Annotated in this window: 21 protein-coding genes; 8 read left to right on the top strand and 13 right to left on the bottom strand. The window is 71.7% G+C overall.

Annotation, left to right across the window (positions count from 1 at the left end):
* Positions 1 to 32 precede the first annotated feature (32 nt).
* The 4 genes from ACTIGN_RS31180 to ACTIGN_RS31165 all read right to left on the bottom strand — a co-directional run bounded on the left by ACTIGN_RS31180 (position 33) and on the right by ACTIGN_RS31165 (position 8,049).
* The gene (locus ACTIGN_RS31180) at positions 33 to 1,211 is read right to left on the bottom strand and encodes a TIGR02996 domain-containing protein (RefSeq protein ID WP_439631319.1); all 1,179 of its coding nucleotides are present in this window, start codon (positions 1,209 to 1,211) and stop codon (positions 33 to 35) included.
* Positions 1,212 to 1,214: 3 nt separating this feature from the next.
* Positions 1,215 to 2,615, bottom strand: coding sequence for a TolB family protein (locus ACTIGN_RS31175; protein WP_439631317.1), 1,401 nt, complete (start codon positions 2,613 to 2,615; stop codon positions 1,215 to 1,217).
* A 21-nt stretch (positions 2,616 to 2,636) separates the two neighbouring features.
* Complete coding sequence (locus ACTIGN_RS31170; protein ID WP_439631315.1) at positions 2,637 to 4,028, bottom strand: DUF1501 domain-containing protein; 1,392 nt, start codon at positions 4,026 to 4,028, stop codon at positions 2,637 to 2,639.
* A gap of 505 nt (positions 4,029 to 4,533) precedes the next feature.
* A complete protein-coding gene (locus ACTIGN_RS31165) occupies positions 4,534 to 8,049 on the bottom strand; it encodes an AAA family ATPase (protein WP_439631313.1) in 3,516 nt (1,171 codons plus the stop codon).
* A gap of 223 nt (positions 8,050 to 8,272) precedes the next feature.
* On the opposite strand from ACTIGN_RS31165, the gene ACTIGN_RS31160 reads away from it, so the two are divergent.
* Both ACTIGN_RS31160 and ACTIGN_RS31155 read left to right on the top strand, forming a co-directional pair.
* A complete protein-coding gene (locus ACTIGN_RS31160) occupies positions 8,273 to 8,464 on the top strand; it encodes a hypothetical protein (protein WP_439631312.1) in 192 nt (63 codons plus the stop codon).
* A gap of 326 nt (positions 8,465 to 8,790) precedes the next feature.
* Positions 8,791 to 9,273, top strand: a complete 483-nt coding sequence (locus tag ACTIGN_RS31155; RefSeq protein ID WP_439631310.1) for a response regulator — start codon at positions 8,791 to 8,793, stop codon at positions 9,271 to 9,273.
* Between the two features lie 10 nt (positions 9,274 to 9,283).
* On the opposite strand, the gene ACTIGN_RS31150 is transcribed toward ACTIGN_RS31155, so the two are convergent.
* The 4 genes from ACTIGN_RS31150 to ACTIGN_RS31135 all read right to left on the bottom strand — a co-directional run bounded on the left by ACTIGN_RS31150 (position 9,284) and on the right by ACTIGN_RS31135 (position 12,172).
* Positions 9,284 to 9,760 carry a hypothetical protein gene (locus tag ACTIGN_RS31150; RefSeq protein ID WP_439631308.1) on the bottom strand — a complete coding sequence of 159 codons (477 nt, stop codon included), beginning with the start codon at positions 9,758 to 9,760 and terminating at the stop codon, positions 9,284 to 9,286.
* 28 nt (positions 9,761 to 9,788) lie between these two features.
* Entirely contained in the window at positions 9,789 to 10,226 is a 438-nt protein-coding gene (locus ACTIGN_RS31145) for a carboxypeptidase-like regulatory domain-containing protein (RefSeq protein ID WP_439631306.1), read from the bottom strand.
* Between the two features lie 171 nt (positions 10,227 to 10,397).
* A complete protein-coding gene (locus ACTIGN_RS31140) occupies positions 10,398 to 11,378 on the bottom strand; it encodes a DUF1559 domain-containing protein (protein ID WP_439631304.1) in 981 nt (326 codons plus the stop codon).
* A gap of 101 nt (positions 11,379 to 11,479) precedes the next feature.
* Entirely contained in the window at positions 11,480 to 12,172 is a 693-nt protein-coding gene (locus ACTIGN_RS31135; RefSeq protein ID WP_439631302.1) for a hypothetical protein, read from the bottom strand.
* A 74-nt stretch (positions 12,173 to 12,246) separates the two neighbouring features.
* Between ACTIGN_RS31135 and ccsA the strand changes: the two genes are divergently transcribed.
* Both ccsA and hemA read left to right on the top strand, forming a co-directional pair.
* The gene (ccsA, locus tag ACTIGN_RS31130) at positions 12,247 to 13,080 is read left to right on the top strand and encodes a cytochrome c biogenesis protein CcsA (RefSeq protein WP_439631300.1); all 834 of its coding nucleotides are present in this window, start codon (positions 12,247 to 12,249) and stop codon (positions 13,078 to 13,080) included.
* Complete coding sequence (hemA, locus tag ACTIGN_RS31125; RefSeq protein ID WP_439631298.1) at positions 13,077 to 14,351, top strand: glutamyl-tRNA reductase; 1,275 nt, start codon at positions 13,077 to 13,079, stop codon at positions 14,349 to 14,351. Before ccsA ends, hemA begins: the two co-directional genes overlap by 4 nt.
* Before the next feature lie 366 nt (positions 14,352 to 14,717).
* Here hemA and ACTIGN_RS31120 read toward each other — a convergent pair whose 3' ends face one another.
* The 4 genes from ACTIGN_RS31120 to ACTIGN_RS31105 form a co-directional block, all read right to left on the bottom strand.
* Positions 14,718 to 15,011 (bottom strand): FmdB family zinc ribbon protein, encoded by a 294-nt coding sequence (locus ACTIGN_RS31120; protein ID WP_439631296.1) that lies wholly within the window; start codon positions 15,009 to 15,011, stop codon positions 14,718 to 14,720.
* 103 nt (positions 15,012 to 15,114) lie between these two features.
* Positions 15,115 to 16,062, bottom strand: a complete 948-nt coding sequence (locus tag ACTIGN_RS31115; RefSeq protein ID WP_439631294.1) for a sugar phosphate isomerase/epimerase family protein — start codon at positions 16,060 to 16,062, stop codon at positions 15,115 to 15,117.
* Positions 16,063 to 16,181: 119 nt separating this feature from the next.
* Entirely contained in the window at positions 16,182 to 16,601 is a 420-nt protein-coding gene (locus tag ACTIGN_RS31110) for a hypothetical protein (protein WP_439631292.1), read from the bottom strand.
* A gap of 176 nt (positions 16,602 to 16,777) precedes the next feature.
* Entirely contained in the window at positions 16,778 to 17,581 is an 804-nt protein-coding gene (locus ACTIGN_RS31105) for an alpha/beta fold hydrolase (RefSeq protein WP_439631290.1), read from the bottom strand.
* Between the two features lie 93 nt (positions 17,582 to 17,674).
* Here ACTIGN_RS31105 and ACTIGN_RS31100 point away from each other — a divergent pair, with 93 nt between their 5' ends.
* Entirely contained in the window at positions 17,675 to 18,040 is a 366-nt protein-coding gene (locus ACTIGN_RS31100) for a hypothetical protein (RefSeq protein ID WP_439631288.1), read from the top strand.
* Between the two features lie 18 nt (positions 18,041 to 18,058).
* Here the strand turns inward: ACTIGN_RS31100 and ACTIGN_RS31095 are convergent, their stop codons facing one another.
* Positions 18,059 to 20,692: a tetratricopeptide repeat protein gene (locus ACTIGN_RS31095; protein WP_439631286.1), complete on the bottom strand. Its 2,634-nt coding sequence runs from the start codon at positions 20,690 to 20,692 to the stop codon at positions 18,059 to 18,061.
* Positions 20,693 to 21,077: 385 nt separating this feature from the next.
* Here ACTIGN_RS31095 and ACTIGN_RS31090 point away from each other — a divergent pair, with 385 nt between their 5' ends.
* From ACTIGN_RS31090 to ACTIGN_RS31080, 3 genes are all read left to right on the top strand, one after another.
* A complete protein-coding gene (locus tag ACTIGN_RS31090; RefSeq protein ID WP_439631284.1) occupies positions 21,078 to 22,715 on the top strand; it encodes a DUF1553 domain-containing protein in 1,638 nt (545 codons plus the stop codon).
* A gap of 105 nt (positions 22,716 to 22,820) precedes the next feature.
* Complete coding sequence (locus ACTIGN_RS31085) at positions 22,821 to 24,149, top strand: DUF1501 domain-containing protein (protein WP_439631282.1); 1,329 nt, start codon at positions 22,821 to 22,823, stop codon at positions 24,147 to 24,149.
* Positions 24,146 to 25,930: a hypothetical protein gene (locus tag ACTIGN_RS31080; RefSeq protein ID WP_439631280.1), complete on the top strand. Its 1,785-nt coding sequence runs from the start codon at positions 24,146 to 24,148 to the stop codon at positions 25,928 to 25,930. The genes ACTIGN_RS31085 and ACTIGN_RS31080 overlap by 4 nt, the downstream gene beginning before the upstream one ends.
* Positions 25,931 to 26,057 lie beyond the last annotated feature (127 nt).

The following is a 26,057-nucleotide window of genomic DNA, read 5'->3' as shown; positions in this document are numbered from 1 at the left end:
CACCAGGAGCAACTGATCCACCCGATTCGGAATCACACCTGGACGACGGCGCCCGGGAACCGGCCCCGCAGCGCAGCGAGGTTCGACGGGGTGAAGCCGTTGCCCCGCACGTCGAGGTGGTTCAAGTTCAGGTGCTTCGACTCGACGAACGCCCGGACGACGCCGGCGTCGAGGTCGTTGCGGGCCAGCCCGAGGCACCGGAGCGCCGCGGCCGCCGGCTGGCGGAGGATCTCGCCCACGTTGCTGTTGCCGAGCCGCTGCCCGTTCAGGTCGAGCACGACCAGGTGGTCGAGCGGGAGGACCCAGCCCGGGTTGACGTGGAACAGCGGTCCGGGGCTCCCCGGCCGCGACGCGCACCCGAGCCGCAGCTCCGCGACGCGGCGCAGGCACCGGCTCGTGAGCACGTTCCGCAACTGGTCGGCGCTGAGCACGACGCCCGACGCGTCGAGCCGCCGGAGGTCGCGGTGGTTCGCGGCGGCGAGGCCGGCCGTGAGCGCCGACCCGAGGTGCGGGTTGTCGACGAGGGCCAGCCCCCGCAGCGCCGGCAGCGCGCCGCCGCGGAGCAGGTCGACCACCCACGGCGGCTGAACCGGGCACTCGCGGATCACGAGGTCGGTCAGCCCGCCCAGGTGCGCTGCGCCGAGGATCGCGACGTACTCGTCGTGGACGAACTCGGTCCGTGGCGCGAACTCCAGCCGGCGGACGCGGGCGAGGTGCCCGACCTCGAAGACCGGTTCCAGCGACTCCCAGGCGTCGGGCAGGCCCGGGGTGCGCTCGATCCGCAGCGACTGGACCGGCTCGGCCTCGAACACCGCGTCGGCGACCCGGACGAACACGTCCGATTGCAGCGCGACGTGCCCGATGAACCCCCGCTCGAACTGCACCTGCACCCGCACCACCCCCGGGAGCGGCGCGGCGAGGGTGCCGCTGACGTGGACCGCCTCGTCGTCGCCGAGGCTCTCCTGGACCGCGGCGCGGAAGTCGCCCCGCCACTCGGTCCCGTGCGCGTCGAGCAGCTCCCCGGCGCGGGCGGCCGCGGCCCGGGCGGCGGGGGCGAACGGCTCGGCCCGTGCCACCTCGATCTGGGCGCGGACCAGCTCCGCACGGGCCGCCCGGCCGTTCTCGTCCAGCCAGTCGGCGAAGGCGAGCCGCGGCAGGTCCTCGTCGGGCTCGGCGAGGACCGCCCGCCGCAGTGCAACCCCGTCGGACATGGGTCACTTCACCCCGGTGACGTAGACGTCGCTGCCGCCGTCGCGGGTGGAGACGAACGCGAGCCGCGTGCCGTCCGGGCTCCACGCCGGGCCCGTGTCCTGGGCCGGGTTGCCGGTCAGGTTCACGAGCCCGGTCCCGTCGGCGATCATCAGCCAGACGTCGGCATCGCCCGAGCGGTTCGAGGTGAACGCGATCTGCTTGCCGCCGGGCCGCCACGCGGGCCAGGCGTCGAGGAACTCGCCGCCGGTGAGCTTCTTCACGTCGCCCCCGTCGGCGGCCATCACGTGGACCTTCTGCCGCCCGCTGCGGCCGCTGCTGAACGCGATCCGCTTCCCGTCCGGGCTCCACGCCGGGTGCAGGTCGGGTGCGGGGTCGCTCGTGAGCCGCTTCTCGTTCTTCCCGTCGGCGTCCACCACGTACAGGTCCGGGTTCTTGCCGCGGGTCGAGACCCACAGCACCTGTTTCCCGTCCGGGCTCCACCGCGGGGACTCCTCCATCGCCGCGTGCGGGACGAGCGTCTTGTCGTCGCTGCCGTCGGCGTTGCACACGTTGATCCGGAGCTTTCCGTCGGTGCCCTGGAGGTTGTCGTAGACGTACACGATCCGCTTGCCGTCCGGGGAGAAGTGCCCGTCGAAGTGCGGCTCCTTGTGCTCGGGGAGGAGCCGCGTCATCTCGCCGCCGGCGGCGGGCAGCGTCCACAGCGCCATTTTCCCCTGGTGGATGCGGGTGAGCAGGAGCGTCTTGCCGTCGGGCGACCACTGGAGGTGCTGCTTGAAGCTGCCGTCGGTCGTGAGGCGAAGCGGAGCGGGCTCAGCGCAGCGAACGCCGAGACCCCAGAGGGGAAGACAGACGATCGCAAGCACGGCACCGAAGCACCCGCCCCCCTTGCTGGCGGCCGGCTGGCGACGCGGTTCGGCCGTGCCGACCGGCGGGGTCTGCGGCACCGGTGCGGGGCGCTGGACCGGGGCCGGCGTTACGGCCGGGGGAGCGGCGGGGGCGGCATCGCTGACCGGCACGCTGCCGCGGAGGCCGTCGGGGTCGGGGTGGTCGGGGAACACGCGGAGCAGTTGGCCGAACCGCTCGCCGGCGGCGTCCCAGTCTTCCCGCCGCGCGAGGTCGCGCGCCTCGGCGTAGAGTCGCTCGGTGACGGTGGCGAACACCACGTCGCGAACCGGCGCGAGGGCCAGTTCCGACCCGGGCCGCACGCCGGCCGCGACGAGGGTCTTCTCGACCGCGAGTTTCGCGCGCGTGCCGGCCGGGAACAGGTGGTAGTTCAGTTGCGTGGGCAACCCGAGTTGCTTGACGCAGGCGGACAGAGCGGTCCGCACTTGGGTGTAGTTGTCGAGGGTCACCGCGGCTCGGTTCCCGGCCGGGTCGGTGACGGCGATCGCGATCTGGGCCACGGGCGGTCCTCTTCGGGGCGGTCACAGCAACTCGTCGATGGGGCGGCCGGCGGGGGCGAGGCCGAGGCCGGTGACCTGCTCGCTCGTGAGGCCGACCTGCTGGAGCACGGTGGCGTTCAGGTCGGCGGGGGTCAGCGGCGTGTCGGCCGGGTGGGCCGCCTTCGCGTCGCTGGTGCCGACCACGCGGCCGCCCCTCACCCCGCCGCCGGCGAGCAGCGCGCTGTAGCACCCGGGCCAGTGCTCGCGGCCGGCCTTGTCGTTCACCCTCGGCTCGCGGCCGAACTCGCCGACCGCCAGCACCAGCGTCGTATCGAGCAGCCCGCGGTCCTTGAGGTCGGCCAGCAGTGCGGCAACGGACTGGTCGAGCCACGCGGCGTGCCGGTCCTGCATGATCTGGAAGTTGCGGTAGTGGTGGTCCCAGCCGCCGTCGCCGCTGTCCTCCTCGGCCTCGACGTGGTCGCTCCAGTTCACCTGCACGAACGGTACGCCCGACTCGACGAGCCGGCGGGCCAGCAGGCACGACTGCCCGAACCGGGTGCGGCCGTAGCGGTCGGCGAGCGCCGGCTTCTCCTTCGACAGGTCGAACGCCCCCGCCGCGTTCGGCGACGTGAGCATCGCCAGCGCCCGTGTCCGGTAGGCGTCGAGTTGGCCGGTGGCGTGAACCTCCGCGGCGCGGGCCTCGATCTGCCCGAACGCGGTGAGGAGCTTCTGCCGGTCGGCCATCCGCTCGGGGGTGAGCTCCTTCGGCAACTGGAGTGCGGGAACCTTCGTGCCGCTCGCCGGGTCGTACTCCAGGCGGAACGGGTCCCACGCAGCCCCGAGCACCCCGCCGCCCTCGCCGATGATCGGCTTCTTCCCCTGGTGGAGCTTCCCGCCGACCACGAAGAACGGGTGCAAGCTCCCCTCCGGTCGCTTACGCTCCCGGCTCGCCACGGAGATCGCCTTCGCGACGACCGAACCGAGCGCCGGGCGCGGCGAGCCCGGGAGCGGCTTGCCGTCGAGGCCGGTGCCGCCCGCACCGCTTCCGGTGAGTCCGATGGTGCCGGCGATGCCGTGGTCGTTCGACTGCGAGACCAGCGTGCGGACCAACGAGAACGTATCGGAGAGCCCGGCGAGCTTCGGGAACAGCTCGCAGAACCGCACGCCCGGGATGCGCGTCGGGACGGTGCCGAACGGCCCGCGGAATTCGAGCGGCGCGTTCGGCTTCGGGTCGAACGTGTCGAGCTGGCTCGGCCCGCCCCAGAGCCACAGGAGGATGACGGCCTTTGCGGGTGCGGCGACCTCGCCCGCGGCGCGCGCCCGGAGCAGGTCCGGGAGCGCGAGCCCGAGGACCGACGACGCCCCGGCCTGGAGGACCGCCCGGCGGTGGGGCCCGCGACAGGTGCGGCCGCGTTGTTCGCCGATCAGGAGCATGGGGAGGCACTCCGGTCCGGTGGGACGGCGCATTATCCCACGCCCGCGGCGCGGCACAAGCGAATCAAGGCGGGAAGCGATGGCCCGCGGACGACGCGGATGAAAGACGGGATCAAGGGGATCGGACAGGACCGTGTTCCGAACTGATGGCGGAACGTCGCGCGTGTTCGGGTTCGGGTGCAGGTGGTTCCCCCTCACCCGCCGCGAAGCGCGGCGACCTCTCCCCCGAGACCGGGGGCGAGGTGGGGTGAAGGGCGCGTCCCAGAAGCCCGACACCTGCGCCGCGAGCACACCTCTCCCCTGGTCTCGGGGGAGAGGTCGCGACGAGGCTCTGCGAGTCGCGGGTGAGGGGGCCGAGCCACATGACGCTTACCAATCACCTGGCCTTCGTCCCGCACGCCACCGGTTCTCGGCTCTTGTTCTCTGTCTGATCCGTCTTCACTCCTGTCTTCTGTCGGCGTCCTCCGCGGGCCATCGCTTCTTGCCTTTTCCGCACGCCGCGCCGTCATTCGACGATCAGCTTCAGCAGTCGCAGCCGCATGCTCGCGGTCACCGCGGGTTCGACCCAGTTCGTGAGGTGGCCGTGCAGGCCGGTCCAGGTGCGGTCGAGCGGGAAGTCGCGCATCGTCCCCTTGCCCACGTCGTACTCGCGGCGGGTCTCGCGGTCCTTCAGCAGCCCCTTGCGGACGACGGCCTCGGGCGGGCGGTACTCCAGCAGCGCCGCGGACGCGACGAACACCAGCACGTCCGGGTTCCCGGTGTCGGCGGTGTCGGGCGTGCGGATCGCGTGCAGCCCGCTCTCGCCCCAGAAGCGAACGTGCGAGCCGGTGCCGGAGACCGTCAGCGCCAGGCCGAGCGTGCCGTCGGCGTGGTAGTCGTGCGGGCGGGCCGGGTCGAGCGCGGTGCGTGTCAGCAGCACCTTCGGCGGGCCGCTGTTCATGGCGAACAACCGGTCGCGGTGCCACTCCGTCGGGGGCGGCCCGTCGGCCGTGCTGCGAGACGGGCGCGGCGGCGGGGGCGTGCCGTCGGTGCGGTCGTTCGGCAGGTCGTACCGGACCACCTGGACGCTCAGCCCCGCGGAAGCGGCGACCGTGCGGTACGCGGCGGCGAGTTCGGTGAGGTGCCCGCGGTGCTCGGCGAACAGCGCCAGGGTGACGCTGTCGTTCGGCGGCGCGTTCAGGCCGTAGAGCCGCAGCAGCAGGCGGTCCCAGTCGCGGGTGCCGTCGGCGAGCCGCTTCGCGAGGTCGTCGGTCGGCTCGAACCCGTCGTGGAACGCGATGACGGTGTCGTCCTCCAGCGCGACCGCGGCGTCGCGCTGGCGCTTCACCTCGTCGGCGACCTCGCGGAGCCGCCCGAGCCGCGCGAGCGCGTCGGCGTCCTGGGCCGTCACCTTCTTGCCGCGCTGCTGCTTCTGGTAGACCCGCTGCTCCTCGAGCGCGAGCTGGTACACCTCGTTGTCCAGTTCGCGGACCGTGGACGACGTGGCGACGAGTTGGTGCCAGCGGCGCATGGCCTGCGCGGCGGCGGCGAGCTTCCCGGCCGGCCCGGTGGGCTCGCGGTTCGACCGGCCCCGCGGCCCCTGCACCGGCCGCACCGCGACCACCGGCGCGCCCGCGTCGATCCCGACGTCGACGGTCAGCGGGGTGTCGCCGGGGTGTCGGTTCATCTGCTTCGCGAGCGGCGCGAGGAGCTCCCGCTCCATCGCCCGCTTCAGCGGCCGCGCCCCGTACCGCGGGTCGAACCCGACCGCCGCGAGGTGGTCGAGCAGGCCCGGCGCGGTCGCCAGCTTCACCTCCCGGAACCGGACCCCGTCGCGGTTCAGCACCTTCTGCCACTCGCGGTCGGCGATGCGGCGGATCGTGCCGGCGGCCAGCGGCGCGAACGGCACCACTCGGTCGAGGCGGTTGAACATCTCGGGCCGCAGGAACTGCTCGACGGCCCGGGTGAAGTGGTCGGTCGCCTCGCCGGCCCCCGGGGCCGACGGCACGAACCCGGTCGCCCCGCGGCGGTACGACTCCGCGCCGAGGTTCGACGTGAGGATCACCACGGTGTTGCGGAAGTCGGCGAGCCGGCCGCCCGCGTCGGTCAGCCGGGCCTCGCCGAGCGCCTGCAGCAGCAGGTCGAAGAACGAGCCGTGGGCCTTCTCGACCTCGTCGAGCAGCAGCACCGAGAACGGCTGCTCGCGGACCCTCGCGGTGAGCAGCCCCTCGCTCCCGAACACGCCGCCGACGAGCCGCCGCACCGACACCGGGTCGGCGTACTCGCTCATGTCGAACCGGGTGAGCCGGTCCTTCGAGCCGAACAGGAACTCGGCGAGCGCCTTGGCCATCTCGGTCTTGCCGACGCCCGTCGGCCCGATGAACAGGAGCGACGCGATCGGCCGGTTCGGCCGCGTCAGCCCGGCCTTCACGGTCGCGAGCAGGTCCACGACGAGGTTCACCGCGTCGCCCTGGCCGACGACGCGGGCCGAGAACCAGTTGTGCGTGTCGGCCACATCAAGGGGAACGGCCGGGTCGATCACCGCCCGCGGCAGGCCGGTCTCGCGGGTGAACGCGGCGTACACCTCCTCCTCGGTGACGGCCGACTCGCGCGGCCCGTCGCGGAGCAGGTTCTCGAGGAACCGCAGCGGCCGGCCGGGGTACGCGGAGTACGTCGCGTACCGGCGGTGCAGGCGGTCGATGGCCGCGAGCCCTTCCGGGGAGAGGGTGCGGGGCTTCTCGGGCTCCGGTGCCGGTGCGGTCCCGGCGTTCGCGGGGACCGGCTTCGGGCGCTTGGCGCGTTCGAGCGCGCGCCGCCGGAGGCGCTTCCGCCGCGCCTTCTTCTCGTCCTCCTGGGCGACGACGGTCGGCAGTGAGTACGCCGCCGCGAACGCACTCAGGATCGCCCGCCCCTTCGCCCCGGTCGGCTCTCCGACGGTGACGTGCCGGAAGGCGTCGAGCAGTTGCGGGTCCTGCTTCTCGATGAGCGGGAGTTGTTCCGGCGTGGCCTCGGCGACGCACAGCAGCTCGCTTCGGGCGATCGCCGGCCGCAGGAAGGTGGCGATGCCCGAGTGGTTGTGCTCGCTCTTGCCGACCTCCATGAGTTCCACGAGCGCGCCGACGTGGAGCACGACCCGCCGCTTCGTGGCCTCCTTGACGAGGTCCTGGCACCGCTGCTCCCACATGCCGAACCCGGTCTGCCCGGCGACGATCCGCGCGCCGCTCGTGAGGAACACCGGCGGCCGGCCCGCCACCGCGGCCCACCGGCGGGCGAGCTGGCGGACCGCGGCGGTCTTGCCGACGCCGCTCGGGCCGACGAGCAGCACGCTCTGCGGCGGGTTCGCGGTCAGCGCCTTCTCGACCTCGTCGACGGTCCCCTCGGCCTCGTAGGCGGGCTCCGCGGTTCCCCTCAGTTGCGTGGCGATCTGCTGGAGGAGCGACTGCCTGGCGTCCCCCTCGGTCTCGGAGCGGATGGCCCGGTCCTTGAGCGACGGCACCCGCACGGGGAGTTGCGTCCACTCGACCCCGAACGCCTGCGTCGCCTGCACCGGCGCGAGGGCCCGCAGGCTCACCGACAGGTTCATCCGGCGGAGCGCCGAGAGGGTCTCGCGGCGGAGGACGTCGGTGAGGTCGTCGGTCGCGGCGGCGATGACCTCGATGCCGAGTTCGGCGACGCGGGCGAGCACCGCCCCGGGCCGCGGGGCCGCGTGCTGCGGTTCGGTGACCGGCCGCGGGTGGTCCCACACGGCGGCGTGGAACGTGAGTTCGAGCGGGTCGCGCCACGCCTCGTTGGCCCGCGGCGGGTCGAGGAGCAGCGTGAACGCGAGGTCGCGGCCGCTGGTGGCCCGGCGGCGGCGGATCAGGTCGCCGGACGGGAGCGCCGACACGAGGTCGATGAGGTTGCGGCGGACGGCGCCGGCGGCGAGGGCGCGGTTGGCCGCGAGCCGCGACAGTTCGGGGTAGAACAGCGCCTCGGCCAGCACCGCCCCCGGCCCGACCTTGCGGTACACCAGCCCGACCGGGAACGCGATCTCGGCTGCCATCTTGACCTCGGGCGACGCGGGGTGACCGGCACCCCTCACGGACGCCGCGGCGCGGGTGCGGGTTCGGCCCTTCCACACTACCGGCGCGGCGCGACCCCTACCACCCGTTCAGGCCGGCGCTCGGCGCCGGGTGTGCTGAGTTGCCAGCGGCCGCGCGGCACACCGGGTGCATTACCCCCTCGCACCGCGGTCGAACCGGCCGCTTCAAGATACGGAGGCTCCGATGCGAAAGGTACTCGTCACTCTCGCCCTCGCGGCTCTGCTGCCGGCCGGCTGCGCGACCGGGTTCCGGGTCGGCGGGAACAACTACGGGGCGGGCATCGGCGGCTACGTCGGCCCGGTCCCCGAGGCGCTGCGGCACGAGACGAGTTACGCGTCGCCCCCGCCGCCGGTCGCGGCGATCGACGTTCCCTGACGGCACTTCCCGCCCACGAGCGCCGGCCCGTGCGACGAGTGCGGGCCGGCGGATTCTGACGGCGGCTCGGATTTTTCGCTTCCCCCGGCGGCCCCTCCTCGCGTACACTCCCAGATAAGCCCTTCACGACGACGCAGAAGCCCGACCCGTCCGCACGGCCATCCACCGGCGACGCGCGACACGCCGAATCCCGGTATCGCCCTCGCGGAACAGGTCACAGGCGCGGCCCCAACCCGCGCCCCGCTTCTGGCGAGCGATCCCTGTCGCCCAACTCCCCCGCCCGTAGTCTCGGGCGGGACCGCGTTGCCTCTCGCTGGAGTTACGGAATGACCGCCACCAATCTGTACCACGTCTCGCACACGCTCGGGTTCTTCAACTGGTTCCCCGAGGCCTCCCACCCGACGGGGGTGCTGGTCGCCTGCGCGGACCTCGACAACCGGATCGGGCTCGCCCACCACCTGGAGGGGCTCGGGTACGACGTGTGGACGGCCGCCGACGGTGCGGACGCATTCGAGATCGCCCGGAGCCACCCCGTGGGGATCGACTTCCTGGTGTGCGACGCCGACCTGCCCGGGACGCCGGCCCCCGAGCTGTTCCAGAAGCTGCGCGAGCGGCACCCGACCCTGCGGTGCTGCGTGCTGGCCACGGTCACGCACCGCGGCAACGCGGCCGCCGCGGCGGAGATGGGCGCGGTGGTGCTCAACGTGGGCCGCGACGCGACCGACCGCGGTCACGAGGACCTCGTCTCGAACGGGGCCGAGCCGGGCCGCCGCACGGGCTGGGGGCAGGTCACCGAGTGGTCGGCGTGACGGCGGCGCGTCACGCGGGCCTCTTCTCGCGGTCCTCGGCGCGCCACGCCGCGAGCGTCAGGGCCGCCAGCAGCAAGCCCACCGCCCACTGCACCGTGCTCGCCCACAGGTAGACGCGGTGGACCGGGTAGAAGAGCGGGCGGTTGACGACCCGGGTGCGGTCCGGGTCCATGAACGCATCGAGGAGTTGGTGCGCGAAGCACAGGAGCCACTGGCACACGAGCGCCGCGGCCCAGCACCACCAGCGGGCCGCGGTGCGCCGCGGGTTCCGGTCGCGGGTGTAGTTCAGGTCCCACGCGAACGCCGCCAGCCCGAGCACGCCCGCAACGTTCAGCCAGTCCGTGACCCGCGCCGTGATGACGCCCTGCGCCGCGCCCGACCCGAGCACCCGCGTGCCGGTCGGCACCACCACGGCCGTGTAGAAGAGGAAGCCGCCCTGCCACAACATGAGCGCCTGGAGCAGGCAGAACCGGCGGAACGTCGTCATGGCGCGGGTTCCGCTCTCCGGGCGCGGGTCAGGGCGCGAGGGCGAAGTCGAACGGGGGGTTGTCGCCCTCCTTCACCTCGACGGTGAGGCCGCTGGTCTCGGCCTTGTGGAATTTATCGGGCACCGGCGTCGCGGGCAACTTCGCACGGGCCGCCTTCGCGTCGCCGGCGAGCGGCCCCTCCTCATCCGGGGTCATCACCCCGCCGGGGGTCACCGCTACCGTGTACTTTCCCGGGGGGAGCCCCGCCCCAAGGTGCGACTTCACCTCGTACCGCCCGTCGCGGTCGAGCGGCGCGTTCATCGCGACGCCCGTCTCGGCGTTCGTGAAGAGGACGGTCGCGCCGGTGACCGGCTTCGCACCGAGCGTGACGCGGCCGCGAACGGTGCCGCGGGCCGGGGGCTTCTGCGCGTCGCACCCGGCCGCGGCGAGGGCGAGCAGTGCGACGAGGGAAATGGCGCGAGGCATCGGGGGCACCGGCAAGGGAGGTGGGCGCGGAGTCGTTGGCCTCACGCGGGCCGCCACGGAGGGCGGCCCCGACAAACCCAGAGCCAAATCTCTGGTAGGGGCGGCCCTCCGTGGCGGCCCGCCAGCCACTTCAAGCGTGCCTCGGCAGCACGTTGACGGAACGGCCCGTCGTTAGAAGTCGCCGACGACCTGGCCGTCGTTGCGGTTGGCGAGGTTGTACAGCGTGGCGAGGGGCACCGACTCGCCGACGAACCGGACCCCGCCGTCGCCCATGAGGACCATCGCCCCGCCGGGGTGGGCCGACTGGATCGGCCGGTTCTGGCCGTAGTACGTGTCGCCGACGCCCTTGTTCTCCCAGGCGCGGTCGTTGACGCGGTACCGCACCGAGGTCAGGTTCCAGTGCCGGTTCTCGGCCGCCCGCCCCGGCCCCATCGCGAAGCTGTGGCCGAAGTCGCTGCGGCAGTTGACGTTCGCCCCTGACGAGTTGACGCACCACCCGCTCTGCTCCCCGACGATCACGGTGTTCGACGTGCCGTCGGTCACGTCTGCGATGCGGCGGTCCTCGTGCGAAACGAGCACCCCGCCCCGCGAGATCTGCCCGATCCCGCTGTGCTCGTAGGACTCGGAGTCGCGGTTGAGCATGGTCGAGTGGTTCACCGCACCGGAGATGCCGGTGTACGTCGGCGACAGGACGCCCGGGGCCGGGGTGTTCGTGGTCATAACCCACACCGGCAGCGGCGACGAGGGGCACCGCATCATCGCCAGGTTTTTGCCCGAGAGCAGCGAACCGTTGTACTCGTTCCGGCCGGTGTAGACGAGCCCGGTGTGGTTGCTGTGCTGACCCTTGATGTCGAACTGGCTGAACAGTGCCCCCTGCTCGATGAACGGCAGCGTGAGCACCCACCAGGAGTGGCCGTAGTAATCACCCTTCGGCGACTGGGTGCCGCCGCGGGGGAACCCGCCGATCGCGTCGTGGTGGCTGTGGAGCGCGAGGCCGATCTGCTTGAGGTTGTTGCCGCACTGGGTGCGGGCCGCGGCCTCGCGGACCTTCTGCACGGCCGGCAGCAGGAGCCCGATCAGGATCGCGATGATGGCGATGACGACCAGCAACTCGATGAGCGTGAACGCGGACCGACGACGGTGACGTGACACGGCGGGCCTCCGGGAGATATGAAGCCGCTTCAACTATCGCCGCATTATCGCGGCGTGTCAACCGTGACGTTCTCGCGTTCCGTGCGTGCCCCGCCGTCTCATCAACTCTTCCCGAGAACCAGATCGGCGACCCAGCACCCGCGGACGTGCGCGAGCGACGCTTCGCGGCAGTGCGTCAGGACCGCCTCGTCCTCGCACCCGGCGTCTTGCAGCGCGTCCGCGAGAATGGGCATCGCATCAAAGTTTCGCGACTCGTACATCCCACGCGCGATCGCGACCGCTGTTGACGTGCGCCACGCCGGATCGAAGGTGACGGGCCGGAACGGGTTGCCGAAGATGTCGCGGAATATGTCGGCGCACATTGACTTGAACTGGGCGCGGCCGCCGAGCCCGGCAGCAGGCCGCCGGGAGGCGAGAGAACACGCCGACAAGAACGCGGGGAGAGCGTCCGTGGCAGCGAGCACCTCGTGGGCAGTCACCCATGCAGCCCACGCGGCGTGGGTGAACGTTTCACCGAGCGGTTCTCGTCCCGCGTTGCTCGCCTGAAGCGCTGCCTGTCTGGCCTCGCGGGCGCTGACCGCCGCGTTGGTGAGTTCGTTGCCGTCTGCCTGATCGTCTGCGAAGCGTTCCGCGGTCTCAACAGCGCGGCGGCTTCTTTCGTCCGTCAACAGGTGCCACATGCTGCGGCAGCACGCGCAGGCATACAGCCGGGCCTTGCGATCGGTGATCCGGCTCCGGCGCGACCCCACCAAACGCTGCGGTTCACCGCACGCCAGCCACTCCGCTTCGGTCATCGCGTTCTCCCACCGCGTCAGACAGGCCGCCTGAAGTATAATGCCCGGACCGGGTCCGCGAGGCGCTCCGCACGATGACGGCTATTCTGCTCAAAGGCATCTACCACGCCTGCTTCGGGCTCAGCTACCTCGTCGCGCTGCTGCTCGAACTGGGCCGCGTCGCGCGGCCGGCGGCGGCGTGGCGGGCGGGCGCGCTGGCGTTCGGCGTCGCCGGCCTGGCGGCCCACACGTTCTACATCCTCGTCCACAAGCCGGACCCGGCCACCCCGTCCGGGTCGCTGCTCGTCCTCGCGTGGGTGCTCGCGCTGTTCTACTTCATCGGCAGCTTCAACCACGCGAAGCAGGCGTGGGCCGTGTTCGTGCTGCCGGTGGTGCTCCTGCTCGTGGCCATGTCGTACGCGCTGTTCACGTCCGACAACCCGAGCCTCGACCTCGGCGTGCCGGCGTGGGCCAGCGGCGAGCGGTTCTGGGGGGCGGTCCACGGCACCCTCATCCTGTTCGCCGCGGTCGGCGTCAGCGTCGCGTTCGTCGCCAGCACCATGTACCTCGTGCAGTCCCGGCGGCTCCGCAACAAGGTGAACCCGGGTCGCGGGGTGCCGCTCCTGAGCCTCGAACGGCTGGAGGGGATGAACCGCCACGCCGTGATGTGGGCGTTCCCGTTCCTCACCGTCGGGCTGCTGGTCGGCACGCTCCTGCTGCGGCACGACCACTCGCTCGGTGACAACTGGCTGTCACCCAAGGTGCTCACCACCGCCGCCCTCTGGGTCGTGTTCCTGGTGCTCACGTACCTCCGGTACGGGTCGAGCGTGCCGCCGCGGCAGCTCGCGTGGCTCTCGATCGGCGCGTTCCTCCTCATGCTGGCGGCGCTCGGCACCGCGCACCCGTTCGCGGCCGGAGGTGGGTCGTGAACCTCCGCGCGATCGGTTGTAATGTCGAGTCCGCCGCCGTCGAGCTCCGCGAGAAGCTCGCGTTCGACGCCGCGAAACTCGCCTACGCGCTCGCCGAACTGCCGGCCCGGTACGGGGCCGAGGCCGTCGTGCTCGGCACCTGCAACCGCGTCGAGGTGTACCTCGCCCGGCCCAACGAGGAGGCCGCGGTCCACCGGGCGCTCGTCGCGGAGTTCCTCGCCGAGGTCCACGGGGTGCCCACGGAGGCGATCATCGGCAAGCTCTACGAACTCGGCGACGCCGAGGCGGTCGACCACCTGTTCCGCGTCGCCGCCGGACTCGACAGCGTCGTCGTCGGCGAGACGCAGATCGCCGGGCAGGTGAAGGACGCCTTCGAGGCGGCCCAGAAGGCGCAGGCGACCGGCCCGCTCCTCAACGCGCTGTTCCCGGCCGCGACCCGCGTGTCGAAGCGGGTCCGCACGGAAACGAAGATCGCCGACGGGCACGTCTCGGTGTCGAGCGCCGCGGTGGACTTCGTCCGCGAGGTGTTCGACACGTTCACCGACAAGGCCGTGCTGGTGATCGGGGCCGGCGAGATGGGCCGGCTCACGCTCAACCACATCCGCGAGCTGAACCCGGCGCGGGTGCTCGTCACGAACCGCAGCCCCGAGCGCGCCGCGGCGCTCGCCGCCGAGTACGGCGGGCACGTCGTGCCGTGGGAGCACCTCGACGACGCGCTGGTGCAGGCCGACATCGTGCTGAGCACGACCGGCGCGCCGCAGCCGATCGTGGACCGGCGGTGGTTCGACGCGAAGGTGAGGCCCCGCCGCGGGAACCGCCCGCTCGTCGTGTTCGACATGGCCGTGCCCCGCGACTTCGACCCGCGGCTGCACGACGGCGACCGGGTGAGCGTGTTCAACGTGGACGACCTGAACCGCGTCGCCGACCAGGCCGCGGCCGCGCGCCGCAAGCACCTCCCCGCGGCCGAGGCGATCGTCGCGGCCGAGGTGCAGAAGTTCGTACAGGACTGGAACCGCCGCAAGGACGGGCCGGTGATCGGCCGGCTCACGACCGAGGTGGACCGGCTCCGCGAGTCGATGGTGTCGCCGCTGCTGGGCAAGCTGAAGGGGCGGCTGACGGCCGCGGAGATGGAGCAGATCGAGGTGGCGTTCCGGCAGTTCCAGAGCAAGTTGCTGCACGGGCCGATCGCGGCACTGAACGAGGAGAGCCGCGCCGGCCGCGGCGGCACGCTCCGCGAGGCGCTGATGAAGCTGTTCGGGCTGAACGGGTGACGCGCAGTTCCTGTTCCGTGGCGTGCAAGCACGGGTAGAATGTAGAATGGAGTGACATCCCTGGAGGTGGAGATGGCAGGCGCGACTCAACCACTCGAACCGACGGCCCCCGGCTCGTCCAACTTGGAAGGGGAACTCGCCTGGCTCGCCGGGCTCGCTGCTGCGGCCGAGGAAGCACGCCGCCGGCTGTTCGGGCTCACACCGCCACCTGCCGACGTCCCCGCCGGACGAACGCTCTCCGAGATGGTCGAAGGCCGGTGGCCCGGGACCGAAACCGATCAACAAGTTCGTGACGCACTCGAACGGTTGTCGTGACCGTGGCCGCGCCCCCGCCGTACCTGCTCGACACGCCCGCCCCGTGACGCCTCACTTCCGGCGGATCTCCTTCGGGCCGGTGCCGACGGCCTTCTCGTAGTTCCCGTCGCCGGTCTTCACGTACTTCGTGAACCCCTTCTGCGCCAGGTTCTTGTCGCTCACCGCCGCCTTGCCCTGCGTGTCGGTCCAGGCCCGCGGGGCGTTCGGCTCCCCGAACACGCGGCGCACCTGCTCGCCCGTCTCCGGGTGCTTCGTCAGCGGCGCGTCGGCCATCTTCTGGAGCACCTCGAACGGCTCGCCGCCCGAGCCGTCCGGCCGCACGACTTCGTACAGGTAAATCGGCATCGCAAGTCCCCCGTCGTCAGGTTCGCACGTCGTCAGGTCATCAGGTCACACGCCCCGGCTCCGACTTGATGACCTGACGACGTGCGAACCTGACGACCGCATGTTAGCCCTTCGCCATTTCGTCGCGCACGGTCTCCAGGAGCTTCTTGGTCGCCTTGATGCCGTCCGGCTCGCTCAGCTTGCCGCCCTCGTACTCGATCCCGATGAACCCGGTGTACTTGAACTTCTTCAGGACGATGTCGAGCATCTTGCGGTAGTCGGTCTTCGTCTCGTTGCCCTTCTCGTCGAAGTCGTGGGTCTTGGCGCTCACGCCCTTCGCGTAGGGCATCAGCTCCTCGACGCCCTTGTACCGGTCGTAGGCCGTCTCCTTGACGCTCTCGATCTTGCCGATGTTGAAGTTGCCGAAGTCCGGGAGCGTCCCGCACCGCTTGTTGTCCACCAGCTTCATCACCCCGGCCAGCCACTCGCCGTGGCTCGACAGCCCGCCGTGGTTCTCGACGATGGTGTTGACGTCGAGCGTCGCGGTGAACTCGGTGAGCTTGCGGAGCCCGTCGGCCGCGAGCTTCTGCGTCTCCTCGAACCCCTTCTTCCAGTCGCTGGCAGCGTTCACACGGATGCTGTGGCACCCGAGGAACTTGGCCCACTCGGCCCACCGCTTGTGGTTCTCGACGGCCTGCGCGCGCCCCTTCTCGTCGGGGTTGCCGAGGTTCCCCTCGCCGTCGCACATGATGAGGACGCTCTTGACCCCGTTGTCGTCGGCGACCTTCTTGAGCTCCTTCAGGTAGGCGTCGTCGGCCTTCTTCGCCTTGTAGAACTGGTTGACGTACTCGACCGCCTCGATGCCGTAGTCCTTCTTGGCGATGGCGGCGAACTGGAGCGGGTCGAGCTTGTCGGCCCCCTTCGCGTTGAACGCGCGGTGCAGCGACCACTGAGCGAGTGAGATCTGGAACAGCGGGGCCTTCGCGTCCGCGCGGGCGAGCCGCGGGGACAGGGCGGCGCCCGCGGCGGCCGCGGACGTGGCGAGGAACGCGCGACGGGACAGGTGGGACACGGGGGAGCTCCGGAGAGACCAACGGGGTGACACCACGATTGTACTCCGGCGGCGCGCAAACGAAAGCCGCCCCCGGGACCCGGGGGCGGCTGGCGGTGCGGTCCCGCGGGCGGGAAGGGTCAGCCGACCCGCGGCTGCGTGAACACGGCACCGGCGGGCGGGGGCGGGATCACCCCGGCCGGCGGCGCCGCCATCGCGGGCGCCCCGGGGACGGCCGCGCCGTGCGCCGCGACCCCCGCGGCCACGGCTGGCGGGTTCGCCGCCGCGGTCTGCTGGATGGCGGCCTCGGCCGGCATTGCCTCCGCCGGCGGCATTTCCGCCTGCCGGGCGGAGCGGCCGAGCGGCCCGAGCAACAGCCCGAGGACCACGAACGTCAGCCCGGTGAGGCACAGGCCCACCACCCAGAACTGCTCCGACCGGGTCAACTCGTGGTCGCGGGTGAAGTACCACACGAGGGTCCAGACGTCGAGGAGGGTGCCGCCGGTCACGTACATCAGCGCGGTGCGCGGCCCGAACGAGGGTTGAGTGAGAATGGGCATGTTCGCCTCGGGATTGGTTGTGGGGTTTCGACCCGTGTCGCCCGAGGCAATGCACATCGAGTGCCAACACGCGGTGCCGGGGCCCGAGTTTGACGTTTCCAGTTCGAAGTTCGCCCCGGCGGCCTGTGCCCTCGCGCCCAACGTTAAACTTGAAACACGGACCGCGAAACTCCCATTCAGAGTACCTTCTTCAGGAACTTGGCGACCGCCGCGTTGAAGGCGTCCGGGTTCTCAACGTTGCTGAGGTGACCGGCCTCGGGGACGTGCGCCAGGTCGCTCCCGGCGACGTGCGCGGCGAGCCGCGCCGCGGACAGCGGGGGCGTGACGGCGTCAAACTCGCCCACGAGGACGAGCGTCGGCTGCGTGACGCCCGCCAGCCCGGGGGTCGCGTCGGGCCGGTCCCGGAGCGCCTCCAGCGCCGCGGTCACCGCCGGGGCCGGTTGCCGGGTCGCGACCTTGCGGACGAACTCGACCACCTGCGGCTGACCGGTCCGGGTCTGTTCCGAGAGCAGCTTCGGGATCATCGACTCGGCGAACGCCGCCGCGCCGCCCGCGTTCACGGCCGCGATCGCCTTGTCGCGGTTCTCGCGCGTCGCGTCGTCGTCGCCGGCCGCCCGCGTGTCGGCGAGCACAAGGGCCGTGACCCGTTCGGGGTACTTCCGGGCGAACGCCATCGCGACGTACCCGCCCATCGAGAGGCCGCCGATCACCGCGCGGTCGATCTTGAGGGCCGCGAGGAAGTCGGCGACCACGTCGGCCGCCCCCTCGATTGTGAACGGATCGTTCCCCGCCGTGGAGTGCCCGAAGCCCGGGAAATCGAGGGCGAGCACCCGCACGTCGAGCACCGAGAGCGGCCCGTGCTGGGGGCTCCACATCTCGCGGTCGAAGGGGAACGCGTGGAGCAGCACCACGGGAAGGCCGGTTCCCACGTCGTCGTAGGCCAGCCGCAGCCCGCGGTGGGGGAGGTCGAGCGTCTTCATTTCGGGTCTCCAGTGCCGCGGCTCACAGTGCAACTCCGGTGCCGCGGCACGGCGGTTGCATACCCTATACTCAATCACTCTGCGAGGTGCTGCATGAACACGGTCACCGAGAGCATATCAGGCAGCGGCACGGACGAACTCCCCATCCTCCAGGCCGCACAAAGACTGGACGGCCCGAAGGACGGGACCGGCATCGGCAGCATGGCCGCCGACGGCGTCGTGGACGGGTGGGCGTCGGAGTACCTCGTCGCCAAGGGCGACCCGGCCGACCGCGAGGCGCTCCTGGAGGCGTTCCGGTTCGGCGTCCGCGCCGACGGGTGGAGTGCGGGCAAGTCGTTCGTCGAGACGGAGCCGCAGTTGCGGTCGGAGTGGTCGTCGCAGAAGAACCGGCTCCCGTGGGAAGCCGTCCGCGACGCCGCGTGGGCCGGGTTCGACCGCGCCCGCGACCGCCGCGGGTGAGTCGCGGCTCGCTCCGCTTCACGGCGCGTACCGCTTCTCGATCTTCTCGGCCTCGGCCGCCTTGTTCTGCGCCCTGAGCGCCGCGACCAGGATCTCGCGGGCCGGGGCGCTACTCACGTCCACGAACAGCGCCTCGCGGGACCACTCCTCGGCCCTCGCGTGGTTACCCGCGTCCTGGTACAACTTCGCGAGCTGGAGCCGCACGGCGAGGTTGTCCGTGGCGCGGCCGGCGACTTCCGTGACCACCGAGATCAGCTTGTCGCGAGCGCCCGTTGAGGCGTAAATCTTCGCGAGCGCTTCGAGCACGTCGGTGTCCGCCGGGGCCTGTGCCCGGATCTTCTCGAACGCCGCAACGGCCCTCTCGGTTTCGTTTGCCTCCTGGGCCAGTTTGCCGAGCGCCAGCAGCACCCGCGTGTCGTCCGGGTTCTCCTTCGCGGCCAGTTCGAGAACCGCGAGCGCGCCTGGTGTGTCCTTGTCGCGCTGGAGGAGCCGGGCCTTCACCAGCGACGCGTTCGGGTGGCCCTTCTCCTTCTCCAGCGCCGCGTCCACGAGCTTCCGAGCGTCGGCCGCCTTCCCGCGCCGCACGTACTCGGCCGCGAGTCGCGATGCGACGTCCGGGTCGCCGGGGTCCTTCTTGTGCGCCGCCTCCAGGTCCGCGAACGGGACCACCTTCTCGGCCCGCGGGAGCCCCTTCACCTGCGTGCGCAGGAACTCGCGGTAGCCCTTCTCGAACGCCTCCTTCTCGACCCCGCACGCGCGCCGAAGGGCGTCGCCGGTGGTCAGCCCGAGCTTGTACGCGTCCAGCAGTTTCGCGACCGCCTCCGGCCCGTGCGTCTTCTCGATGTACTCGACGTACAGCAGCCCCTGGTGGTACGCGAGCATGACGTCCGACGGCTGGCCGAAGTTGTGGTACCCGCGGCCGATGGTGTCGAGGTCGAACGCGGTGCCGGCCGCGAGCCGGTCGCGGAGCAGGGGAAGGGTGGTGTCGAACCGCCGCGACCGCTCGGCCTTCACCGCGAGCCCCTCGGTGAGCCAGATCGGGACGAGGAACCCGGTCTGCGTCAGGTTGAAGGCGTGGGTGAGTTCGTGCCGGGCGACCGACGCCCAGTTGTACGCCGCGGCCCGTCCGTCCACCTTCGGCGACGGGATCGCGATGAGCGGGCCGGTACTCGCGCCCTGCGCCGCGCCCGGCAGGCCCGGGAGCGACAGCACGCGGCCGCTGAACATCTCGCGGGTCGCGAACACCTCCACGAGCAACTTCCCGGGCGGGGCCGCGCCGTAAAGTTTGGTGAACTCGGCGTGCCACAGTTCGAGGTGCTCGCCGAGCCACGCCGCGAACACCGCGTCGGCCTTCGCGTCGTACTTGATGACGAAGTGCGGCGTCTCGAACGTCTCGTAGGCCGCGAGGTGCTTGAGCACCTTGAGCGCGTTCGACACGCGGACGTGGAACGGGTCGGCCTTGAACGCCGCGTCGAGCTGGACCTTGGCCTCGGGCTCGCGGCCGAGTTGCATGAACAGCAGGCCGAGCCCGGCCCGCGGCGCGGCGAGGTCGGGCCGCAGTTCGCTGGCCTTCTTGAAGCACTCCTCGGCGCGCGGGTACTGTTTGCGGGCCACCAGCACCTCGGCGAGTTCCGCGTAGAAGACGCCGGGCTTGGCGTCGAACGCGAGCACCTCCTTCTCGATGGCCGCGACCGCCTCGGGCTTGCGGAGAAGGTGCGCGATCGCCGCGAGGCGCGCGAGCGTCGCCTCGTCCCGCGGGTTCACGAGCTTCGCGGCGAGGAGTTGCCGCTCGGCGGCGGCCGTGTCGCCCTCGGCGAGCAGCGTGTCGGCCCTGAGCCGCAGCGCGTCGGGGTGCCGCGGGTTCACCTTGAGCGCGAGGTCCGCGAACCGGCCGGCGGCGACCGCGTCGAGTTCCTCGCGGGCGAGGAGCCCCTTCCCGACGAGTGCCGGAACGGCCGACGGGTTGAGCTTCAGCGCCTTGTCGAGCGCCTCGGCCGCGTCGGCCCGGTTGTGCTTCTCCAGAAGGAGCCGGCCGGCGAACGCCTCGATCGGCCAGAAGTCCGGGTCGTGTTTGGCGGCGTCGCCGCACACCTCGTTGAGGATGAACCGGAACTGCTCGGGCTTGTTGTTCCACCGGGCGTTCTCGGCCCCGGCCTGGGCGACGATCAGGAGCAGGTCCGGGTCGGTGATGTCCTTTTCTGCGTTGCTCGCGTCGGTGTACGCCTTCACGAACCACCGCACCTCCTTCTCGGCGGCCGCGACGTCGCCCCGGTCGCGGAGGAGCCGCACCCGGACCCACCGGGCGAGGAAGTTCTTCTCGTCCGTCTTGATGGCGGCCTCGGCGTCGGCGGCCGCGTCGTCCCACTTGCCCAGTGAGAGCGCGAGGTCGGCCCGGTGCGCGAGGAGCGTCGCGTCGCCGGAGTAGCGCTTCAGCCCGGCGTCGAGTGCGTCGGCGGCCCTCGCGTACTCGCCGGTCTCGCGGTGGACGCGGGCCAGTCCAACGAACGCGGCGGCGGCCGGTTTATCTTCTTGGAGGAGCGCCTCGTACCCGGTGCGGGCCTCGGCGTAGTTGCCGCGCAGGAGCCGCTGCCGCAGTGCGGGGTAGTCGGCCTTCGGCTGGAGTACGACAGCGGCGGTCAGCAGCAGGAGCATCGGCGGCACCTCGGGGAGTCCGTTCACCGTACCGGGCGGGTGAAACGCCCGCAAGCGGCCGGCGTCGGAAGGGTAGTTCAGGCAACCCCAGGAGGCCAAGGGTTCGCACCCGGAGGCCCAGGGTTGGCACTCACGCGACCCAGGGTTCGCACCCTGGGCTACGGACTGCCGCCCCCTCCGGGGGCTAAATGCTCGGAGTCCCGGAGGGACGACAGTGCGTAGCCCAGGGTGCGAACCCTGGGCCTCCGGGTGCGAACCCTGGGTCCGGTTGGGCGATCGGAGATCGCGTTGCGACCTTGTTACGCAACGGTCACGTTAGGATCGGATGAACAGTCCGTCTTTGCTCCCAGATCGAGAGCCTCTCGGCCGGTAGGAGATCGACCCCATGTCCCCACGTCTCCGGCTCGTTCTCGCCGTCGCCGCACTCGCGGCCCCGCCCGCGGTTAGTGCCGCCGAGGTCGCCCCGGCCCCCAGGGCCGACCCGGCCAACGCCATCGCCGCGATCATCGACCGGCACCTGCTCGCCGACTGGGAGGCCCGCGGGATCCGGCCCGCCGCCCGGACCGACGACGCCGAGTTCGTCCGCCGCGCGTACCTCGACCTGATCGGCCGCGCCCCCCGCGCCCCCGAGACCCGCGACTTCCTCGACGACACCGACCCGAACAAGCGCGCCGCGCTGGTCGACCGGCTCCTGACCCTGCCGGCCCACGCCGGGCACTTCGCGGCCGTCACGCGGGCCGCGTGGCTGCCCCAAACAACCTCGAACTTCCAGCTCGCCGGCGCCGGGGTCCAGTTCGAGACCTGGCTCCGGGCGCGGTACCGCGAGAACACCCCGGCCGACGAGGTGGCCCGCCGGGTCCTCACCGTCCCGTTCGCGGTCAACGCGCAGAACCCGATGTTCCGGTTCGTGCAGCCGACGGGGACCGACCCGGACGCCGCCAACCTCGTCGGGTTCTACCAGGCCAACGAGGCCCGGCCCGAGAACCTCGGCAGCGCGGTCAGCCGGCTGTTCGTCGGGGTGCGGCTCGAGTGCGCCCAGTGCCACGACCACCCGTTCGCCCGGTACACCCGCGAGCAGTTCTGGGAGTTCGCCGCGTTCTTCGCCGAGGCGAGCCCGCTCCCGGCCGCCGCGCCGAGCTTCGTCGGCCCGCTCCCGCCGCAGGGGAGGAAAAACCGGATCACCATCGCGAACACGCAGAAGCAGGTGGTCGCCAAGTTCTTCGACGGCACCAGCCCCGAGTGGACCGACGACCGCACCCCGCGGCAGGAACTGGCCGACTGGCTCACGCGGCCCGAGAACCCGTACTTCGCCCAGAACGCGGTGAACCGGATGTGGGCGCACTTCTTCGGGATCGGCATCCTCGACCCGGTCGACGAGCCCGGCGACAACAACCCGCCGAGCCACCCGGCGCTCCTGGAGGAACTCGGCCGGGCGTTCGTCGGGGCCAAGTTCGACAACCGGGCGCTGGTGCGGGGGATCACCCGGTCGCGGGCGTACCAGCTCTCGAGCAAGACGACGCACCCGAGCCAGTCCGACCCGCGGCGGTTCGCCCGGATGAGCCTCAAGGGGCTGACCCCGGCCCAGTTGTTCGACTCGATGGTCGCCGCCACCGGCCACCGCGAGCCCGGGTTAATGAGGCAGAACCAGTTCAACTTCAACGCGCAGCCGGGCAACCCGCGGAGCGCGTTCCTGAACCGGTTCGCGTCGAACGAGCGGGCGACCGAAGCGAACACCACGATCCTGCAAGCCCTGATGCTGATGAACGGCCAGTTCGTCACCGACGTGACCAGCATCGAGAAGGGCGAGGTGCTCGGCGCGATCGCCGAGATGCCCGGGTGGGACTCGCGGCAGCGCGTCACCGCACTCTTCCTGAACGCCTTCGCCCGGAACCCGTCGCCGGAGGAGCTGGAGAAGTTCGCCAGCTACGTCGACCGCGGCGGCCCGAGCGGCGACCCGAAGAAGGCGCTCGCCGACGTGTTCTGGGTGCTCCTGAACAGCCCCGAGTTCCTGTTCAACCACTGACCCAACCCGGGCGGGCCGGGAGCGTAAGCGACCGGAGCAACGACGAACTCCGGTCGCTTACGCTCCCGGCCCGCCTGAAGACCCACCCCTGCACGGAGTTCCCCCATGTCGATGTTCCGCGATCTCCACCGGCGGCACTTCCTCCGGGCGGGGGCGGTCAGCGCCGCCGTGTCGATGTCCGGGTGGATGGGGGAGCTCGCCCGCGCCGCCGAGCAGGCGAAGACGAAGCCGAAGCGGTCGTGCATCCTGCTGTGGATGAACGGCGGGCCGAGCACGATCGACCTGTGGGACCTGAAGCCGGGCCACGAGAACGGCGGGCCGTTCAAGGAGATCGGCACCTCCGCCCCGGGGCTGAAGATCGGCGAGCACCTGCCGAAGATCGCCGCGCACGGCGACCGGTTGGCGGTCCTCCGCGGCATGACCACGAAGGAGGGCGACCACGCCCGCGGGACGTACCTGATGCGGACCGGCCAGCTCCCCGGGGCGGCCGGCATCCAGTACCCGAGCATCGGGGCGCTGGTCTCGAAGGAGCTCGGCGACCCGCGGGCCGAGCTGCCGAACTTCCTGAGCATCGCCCCGCAGCGGTTCTTCGCCCAGGAGGCGTTCGGCCCCGGGTTCCTCGGCCCGGTCCACGCCCCGCTCGTCGTCGGCGAGAACCAGGCGTTCAACTCGAACGTCCCGGGGAACATGGTGGACGACGCCCTGAAGGTCGCCGACCTGGCGAAGCCGAAGGAGATCGACGGCACGACCGCGTCGGTCCGGCTCGACCTGCTCCGCGAGACGCAGGAGGACTTCGCCGCGGGCCGCCCCGGGCAAATGGCCGGGAGCCACGCCGCCGCCTACGACCGGGCGATCCGCCTCATGCGGTCCGACGGGGCGCGGGTCTTCGACCTCTCCACCGAGGCCGAGAAGACCCGCGACAAGTACGGCCGCGGCCTGTTCGGCCAGGGGTGCCTGCTGGCCCGGCGGCTCGTCGAGAGGGGCGTCCCGTTCGTCGAGGTGTCGCTCGGCAACTGGGACACGCACGCCCAGAACTTCGACCAGGTCAAGAACCTGTGCGGGTCGCTCGACGCCGCGTGGGGCGCGCTGATGGACGACTTGAAGGACCGCGGGCTGCTCGACACGACCACCATCGTGTGGATGGGCGAGTTCGGCCGCACCCCGAAGATCAACCAGGGCCGCGGCCGCGACCACTACCCGAACGCCTGGAGCACCGTGCTCGCCGGCGGCGGGATCAGGGGCGGGCAGGCGGTCGGCAAGACGAGCAAGGACGGCACGACCGTCGAGGACCGGCCGACGACCACGCTCGACCTGCTCGCGACGCTGTGCCAGGCGCTGGGCATCGACTACGAGAAGACCAACCCGTCGAACGTCGGCCGCCCGATCCGCATCGTGGACAAGCCCTGCAACCCGATCACGGAGGTCGTGGCGTGAACACGCTCATCCGCACCGCCGCCCTGTCCTCGCTGGCCCTCCTCGCCGGCGGCGTGGTCGCCGCGCCCGAGGCCGCCCCGGCCCCGCGCGAGGTGGCCCGCAGGCCGCTCCCGTGGGCGGTGCCCGACGCGCAGGAGGTCGTCGTCCTGTCGCCGACGCGGCCGGTCCGGGTCCGGGTCACCGTGCTGTGCGAGGGCAGGCCCGTCGCGCAACTGTGGCAGGAGCGACTCCGGGCCGCGTTCGAGTTCTTCGACCGCGACCGGGACGGCTCCCTCAACGAGAAGGAGGCCGGGCTGATCTTCTCCGACGCCGGGCTGAACCAGGCGCTCCAGAGCGGGTTCTACCAGCCGACGCCGCAGGACCGGCCGGCCCTGGCCCGGCTCGACGCCGACAAGAACGGGGCGGTCTCGTTCGACGAGTACCTCGCGTACTACCGGGCGTCGTCGGCCGGCCTGGTCCGCCCGCAGCCGGCCCAGCCGGACTACACCAACGGCGGGGCGGTGACCGAGGCGCTCTTCAAGCTCCTCGACGCCAACGGCGACGGCAAGCTCACGCGGGACGAGGTGAAGGGGGCCGAGGAGCTCCTCGCCACGCTCGACGCCGACGAGGACGAGTGCCTGAGCCAGACCGAACTCGTCCCGAACGCCGTCAACAACCAGTTCGCCCGCCCGGTCCGCGTCCCACCCAACGGTTTCCCGGCCGCGCCGGCCAACCCCGCGGCGCAGGTCGTGCAGACGTTCGACCCGGCCCGCGTCCCCGGCACCTTGACCCAGCAGGTCATCAAGAAGTACGACACCGACGGCGACTTCGAGTTGACCCGCGAGGAGGCCGCGTTCGACGCGGCCACCTTCGCCCGGCTCGACGCGGACGGCAGCGGCAAGCTCGACGGCGAGGAGGTCGACGCCTGGCGGACCGGCCCGCCCGACCTGGAGGTGTCGCTGTCGCTGGCCCCGAAGGCGGCCGAGTGCGCCGCGAAGCTGGCAACCGCCCGGGCCGACGCGAACGCCCGCGGGTTCGTCGTGAAGCAGGTGGACCCGGCCCGCCTCGTCGTCCGCGTCGGCCGCCAGCCGGTCGAGTTCTCGGCGCAGACGACCGGGGCCGGGTTCCAGCAGGCCGCGACGAAGGCCCAGTACGGGTACCTGTTCCAGCAGGCCGCCAAGGGGAAGGACCACGTTCTCGACAAGGACCTGACCGGCCCGAACGCGGTCCCGTTCCAGTTCCTGCGGACCCTGTTCGACGGGATGGACGCGGACGCCGACGGGCGGCTCACGAAGCCGGAGTTCGACGCCTACTTCGACCTCCAGGACTCGTTCCGCAGCGCCGCGATGGCGCTGACGCCGTCGGTCCAAACGCCGACGCTGTTCGACCTGCTCGACGAGAACCGCGACGGGCGGATCGGCGTGCGGGAGCTGCGGACCACGTGGGACCGGCTCGCCCCCCTGGACCCCGGCCCCGGCGACGCGGTCACCCGGGCCGCGATCACCCCGACCGTGACGCTGCGGCTCACCCGCACCATCGAGCGGTACCTCGCGAGCCCCCAGTTCGGCGGCAACCCGCGGTTCAACCCGAACCAGGTGGCTGTGCCGCAGAAGGGGCCGGTGTGGTTCCGCAAGATGGACCGCAACGGCGACGGCGACGTGTCGCGGGCGGAGTTCCTGGGGACGCGGGCCGAGTTCGACGCGATCGACGCCGACAGGGACGGCCTCATCGGGCTCGACGAGGCCGAGGCGTTCGACGCCAGGGCCCGCCCCGTCCAGAAGCCGGCCGACGAGAAGAAGTGACCCGGCGCCGGCCCGACTCGCGCCGCGGCCCGGGGCGCTCGGGGCGTCGTCCGCGGGGGTGAGTGGTGCCGATGCTCCCACGAAATAGTCCCGCGGGTGCGAGTTCTTCTGGCCTACGCGGCTGTTT

This window comes from Gemmata sp., from assembly GCF_051859125.1.
Classification (GTDB): domain Bacteria; phylum Planctomycetota; class Planctomycetia; order Gemmatales; family Gemmataceae; genus Gemmata.
This window is presented reverse-complemented; position numbering and strand designations above follow the sequence as displayed.

Excerpts from the sequence above, each read along its gene's own strand:
- ACTIGN_RS31180 (WP_439631319.1), bottom strand. The coding sequence starts at position 1,211 with ATGTCCGACGGGGTTGCACTGCGGCGGGCGGTCCTCGCCGAGCCCGAC.
- ACTIGN_RS31170 (WP_439631315.1), bottom strand. The coding sequence starts at position 4,028 with ATGCTCCTGATCGGCGAACAACGCGGCCGCACCTGTCGCGGGCCCCAC.
- ACTIGN_RS31165 (WP_439631313.1), bottom strand. The coding sequence starts at position 8,049 with ATGGCAGCCGAGATCGCGTTCCCGGTCGGGCTGGTGTACCGCAAGGTC.
- ACTIGN_RS31160 (WP_439631312.1), top strand. The coding sequence starts at position 8,273 with ATGCGAAAGGTACTCGTCACTCTCGCCCTCGCGGCTCTGCTGCCGGCC.
- ACTIGN_RS31155 (WP_439631310.1), top strand. The coding sequence starts at position 8,791 with ATGACCGCCACCAATCTGTACCACGTCTCGCACACGCTCGGGTTCTTC.
- ACTIGN_RS31150 (WP_439631308.1), bottom strand. The coding sequence starts at position 9,760 with ATGACGACGTTCCGCCGGTTCTGCCTGCTCCAGGCGCTCATGTTGTGG.
- ACTIGN_RS31145 (WP_439631306.1), bottom strand. The coding sequence starts at position 10,226 with ATGCCTCGCGCCATTTCCCTCGTCGCACTGCTCGCCCTCGCCGCGGCC.
- ACTIGN_RS31135 (WP_439631302.1), bottom strand. The coding sequence starts at position 12,172 with ATGACCGAAGCGGAGTGGCTGGCGTGCGGTGAACCGCAGCGTTTGGTG.
- ccsA (WP_439631300.1), top strand. The coding sequence starts at position 12,247 with ATGACGGCTATTCTGCTCAAAGGCATCTACCACGCCTGCTTCGGGCTC.
- ACTIGN_RS31120 (WP_439631296.1), bottom strand. The coding sequence starts at position 15,011 with ATGCCGATTTACCTGTACGAAGTCGTGCGGCCGGACGGCTCGGGCGGC.
- ACTIGN_RS31110 (WP_439631292.1), bottom strand. The coding sequence starts at position 16,601 with ATGCCCATTCTCACTCAACCCTCGTTCGGGCCGCGCACCGCGCTGATG.
- ACTIGN_RS31105 (WP_439631290.1), bottom strand. The coding sequence starts at position 17,581 with ATGAAGACGCTCGACCTCCCCCACCGCGGGCTGCGGCTGGCCTACGAC.
- ACTIGN_RS31100 (WP_439631288.1), top strand. The coding sequence starts at position 17,675 with ATGAACACGGTCACCGAGAGCATATCAGGCAGCGGCACGGACGAACTC.
- ACTIGN_RS31095 (WP_439631286.1), bottom strand. The coding sequence starts at position 20,692 with ATGCTCCTGCTGCTGACCGCCGCTGTCGTACTCCAGCCGAAGGCCGAC.
- ACTIGN_RS31090 (WP_439631284.1), top strand. The coding sequence starts at position 21,078 with ATGTCCCCACGTCTCCGGCTCGTTCTCGCCGTCGCCGCACTCGCGGCC.
- ACTIGN_RS31085 (WP_439631282.1), top strand. The coding sequence starts at position 22,821 with ATGTCGATGTTCCGCGATCTCCACCGGCGGCACTTCCTCCGGGCGGGG.